At 40.7% G+C, this 3,865-nt stretch carries 4 protein-coding genes; all 4 read right to left on the bottom strand.

The window, feature by feature from the left end; genetic code table 11:
• The coding region (locus AC1DCV_RS35585) for a hypothetical protein (protein ID WP_477027653.1) at nt 1-622 on the bottom strand (622 nt) is incomplete at its 3' end.
• Nucleotides 622-900, bottom strand: a complete 279-nt coding sequence (locus tag AC1DCV_RS35590; protein ID WP_441576299.1) for a helix-turn-helix domain-containing protein — start codon at nt 898-900, stop codon at nt 622-624. The genes AC1DCV_RS35590 and AC1DCV_RS35585, both read right to left, overlap by 1 nt.
• 142 nt (nt 901-1,042) lie before the next feature.
• Nucleotides 1,043-2,296: a hypothetical protein gene (locus tag AC1DCV_RS35595; RefSeq protein WP_477027654.1), complete on the bottom strand. Its 1,254-nt coding sequence runs from the start codon at nt 2,294-2,296 to the stop codon at nt 1,043-1,045.
• Nucleotides 2,297-2,560: 264 nt separating this feature from the next.
• Nucleotides 2,561-3,820 carry a site-specific integrase gene (locus AC1DCV_RS35600; protein WP_477027655.1) on the bottom strand — a complete coding sequence of 420 codons (1,260 nt, stop codon included), beginning with the start codon at nt 3,818-3,820 and terminating at the stop codon, nt 2,561-2,563.
• Nucleotides 3,821-3,865: the final 45 nt, after the last annotated feature.

A 3,865-nucleotide genomic window follows, 5' to 3' on the forward strand; every position in this document is an offset into this window, starting at 1 on the left:
TTTTTTGGGGATTTTTAATTTCATTTTTATAATTTTTTTTTGAGAGCGAGAGCATGTTTTCTCTCTCTCGTTTATACTTGTTTATTTGTTTATTAAAGTGTCGCAAAATTGCGACTGGTATAGTATCACTTTTGCGACAAGGCATAGTCGCATTTTTGCGACACGAACCAGTATCATTTTTGCGACACGGGGTAGTCGCATTTTTGAGACTATCGCCGGTATCACTTTTGCGACTGGAGTGATTATTTGAGGGACCTGATTCATCCCCAGTTAATTCATCAAATAGCTGAAGTTGAGTAGTGTCATCCTCAGAAGATCCCGGAAGCGGAAGAATAGTAACAATGCCAGGCATGGTCAATCGGCCTTGCTGATACAGAATATACCCGTAGCAATGCAGCTCCTTTATACAACGGCTATATGTATTCATTGATCCGATGCGGCTGAGCGAAATGACTTCGTCGCGCAGGATGGGAAAAGACTTTTTAAAATGGCGCTGATTCCAGATTTGGAACAAAGCCATGTAAAGGCTGACATGATTGGTATGTAAGCGATCATCTCTCCTCACCTGCGCGAAGAAGGCATTCACATGCCTGATGTAGTTGGGCTGTGCAGCTGTTTTCATCAGGAATGTTTTAAGTCTTTCTTTTTGCTACCTAATAGTTTGAGGATATCATCATGATCGTAAAAGATCAGACCACCAATTTTGGTATAAGCAAGCGTACCGTTTATACGCATGTTTTGGAGGGTACCAGGTGAAATACTAAGGAGGTCTCGGACCTCATGGGATTTTAGCCATTTGCGGGGTTGAATGGCTGGAGCATTATGCAATTCGCGTAGCTCTCTGAATAACTCTGTTTTGAAGACCGCGAAATCTTCACGGGTTAGAATTTCTACTGCCATAAGTTTTGAGGTTGTTTGGTATGGCGGCAAAGGAAAAAATATTTCCTACACAAGAACAGTCACAGGGGTACTGGTACCCCCTGTAACTATTTGATTATTAACTGGAAGAATTTGGGATAATTATTTTCATCATATCACAAGCCTATATTATCATAGAAATACCCAGTGTAAAGAAAGCGGCAACACTCAGTCCTTTGTGGGAGAATTTAACCAGGTCAGTTAAAATATCGCGTACCGTTTTAGATACAGCCGCGTTGTCTTTATAGAAATTGCTTCGCAGACTGCCGGGAGAAACACTGTCCTGTTTAACAGTGGTAAAGAAATGGGAAAAGAAATCCAGTACCTCCGTTCTGTTCTTATTGAGATAAAAACCGCTCTCCATCAGCAATCTGAGAAAATTGCCAAGTTGAGGTACTGAGAAGTTCGTCAATACTTTAAAGTCTTTCCAACGGCCCAGCTCTTCAGAGGTATGGCTGCTGCCTTCCAATGACTCTTTATCTTTTTGATAGGTAACTTCTTCCGCCAGCCAGGACTGTAGTTGAGTTTGAAGAGAAACGCGTAATTTACTATACGCGAATCCAGGTTTAACAGTAGCCTGGTTAACCTTCTTTTGAAGATAAATAAGCCTGTCCAGTTTTTCACGGATGGTAGGTAAATTTTCAATTTCAGCACTAATAGCTTCTGTCCAGTAATCGAAATATTGTACACTGTTAAAGTTGAGATAATGCAAGATCTTCTTTAATCTCTCTGTTAAATCCTCTGTCCTGCCATCCAGCAATTCAAACAGCTGTTTCTTCATTTCTTTTAGAAAGTAAAGTTGCCGGTAACTGATTGAAAAATCTGTCCGATCAGCTTTTATACAATCAATGAATGGCTGAAATACTATTGACAGTAAATGCTTATCAACGGCCGTTGCTTCAAACCTTTCCCTTAGCAAGTTAATATCCTGGAACAAAGTGGTCTTAGCAGTTATTAGATATGAAGACGGTAGCCGGCAGTCAATATCCAGATAACGCTCAAACTTGCGTTCCAGAAATAAAAGGAGCTCACTCAGGTTGCAGTAAATAATCTTGTAAAGATTTAGCCAGGTAACTTCTGTTAACGATACCTGGCGACATGTAAGATCAACCTCCGGCAGACAGGTCGCCATTTCTTCCATGAGTAACACCAGTTGATGCTGATGCATACTGACATACCAATCTACTTGCTTTCTTTTACCAAGATCACAGAGGTATTGATTAAATCTTTGCAGCATGCTATTCTTATGACTGATGATATCTGAAACTGCGAAAGTGAAAAAATTACTGTCTGGTTCCTTCTGATTAGAGGTAGCTTGTTTAAGGTCAACATGAATCAGTTTTTCGAAATAGGAAAGTTGATAATGCTGGTGCTGCATAATAATGGATGATTTTGAGGTGATTTGTCAAGTTTGGGTTATCTACATAAAAATGCTAGTGATCAGCTCTTCACACGATTGGAATTAACATTCTGGACATCAACACGACAATAACTATACAACTGCATTTTAAGTCATTTTTGAATATAAGCATACCTCCCAATAAAGAACATGACATTTATCAATATTTAATAATTATAATATACTTATGAAAATCAAGGTAGGAAATGATCACAGCCATACACCCACCTTGATAATTTTATACTAAGCAGCAGCTTGAGAGGTGAGAGAAACCGGCAGAGAAAGGTTAAATATGCTCTTCAATGTCTTCATATCTCCGCTGACTTTACTGGCAACAATCTTCGCATAAATCTGCGTTGTCCGGATAGATTTATGCCCCAGCATGGCACTTACTGTCTCCAGCGGTACCCCGTTGGCCAATGTGACGGTTGTAGCAAATGTATGCCGGGCGGTATGGGTAGTAAGGTTCTTGTTGATACCACAAAGATCTGCCACCTCTTTAAGATAACCGTTGAAACGTTGATTGCTATTGATTGGCAGGAGGACATTGTTCGCCACACAATAGGGATGATTTTTATACTTAGCAAGAATTTCCTTTGCGATGGGCAACAAGGGAACATTTTCACGGCACCAGGTCTTTTCTCTATTCTTTACAATCCAGTCTTCGCCGTCAAAGAATTTGGAGATATTCTCAGGGCTCAGCATTAGCGCATCTTTATAGGCATAGCCGGTAAGCGCCATAAAAAGATAGGCGTCTTTGGTTTCCTGTAGGCGTGGAATTTTGAACTCTTTATGATATAAGATGCTCAGCTCTTCAATACTTAGGATGTCGCGCTCCGGATTTACATAGGTACACACATAATCCTCCAAAGGGTTTGCACTAAGCCATTTTCTTTGAACTGCCAACTTTAAAACCTGTTTTACATTTTTCAGGTACTTCATGGCGGTGTTGTCCTGGATCCCTTCCGTAAGCGTCATGTGATCAAAGAAGTCTTCCGCAAAAGCATATTCAATCCTTTCCGTTGGGATATCGGAGAGCTTAAATACTGTTTTCAGAAAAGTAACCACCTTTTCCTTTGTGGTATACCATTTCTTCAGCGTGCCCTCGGATCGTTTTTCCTTTTCTACTTTCTCTTTGAATTTTTCGTTGTGGTAATCGATGACCTTTATTAAGGTCTTTTTCTCGATGCCCACACCCTGATAGGCATTCTTCAGCATGGTAGGGGTAATAGTTGGTCCTTGGGCCTTCAAAAGATTGTAGTACCGGATCAGCTCTCCCCTTACATGAAGAATATGTTTGTTGATCTCGATGGCCTCCATCGATTTGCCGGCAACTTCAGCGGCTTTATTAGTGAACCTCGCCGGTTCCACCTGGTACCCCAATGAGAAACCATCCCGCTGTCCATCGATGATAATGCGCAACATAATAGTTGCTTTGCCGGCGGGGTTCTTGTTGTCCTTCCTTAACCAGAATGAAATTGATAATTCTTGACTGACTTTCATGTTCTTTGTGGGTTTAAGGTTAACTCCTTTGGTGTTGTTTGGTGT

The sequence above is a fragment of the Chitinophaga sp. 10T418 genome (assembly GCF_056394125.1).

Excerpts from the sequence above, each read along its gene's own strand:
- AC1DCV_RS35590 (WP_441576299.1), bottom strand. The coding sequence starts at position 900 with ATGGCAGTAGAAATTCTAACCCGTGAAGATTTCGCGGTCTTCAAAACA.
- AC1DCV_RS35595 (WP_477027654.1), bottom strand. The coding sequence starts at position 2,296 with ATGCAGCACCAGCATTATCAACTTTCCTATTTCGAAAAACTGATTCAT.
- AC1DCV_RS35600 (WP_477027655.1), bottom strand. The coding sequence starts at position 3,820 with ATGAAAGTCAGTCAAGAATTATCAATTTCATTCTGGTTAAGGAAGGAC.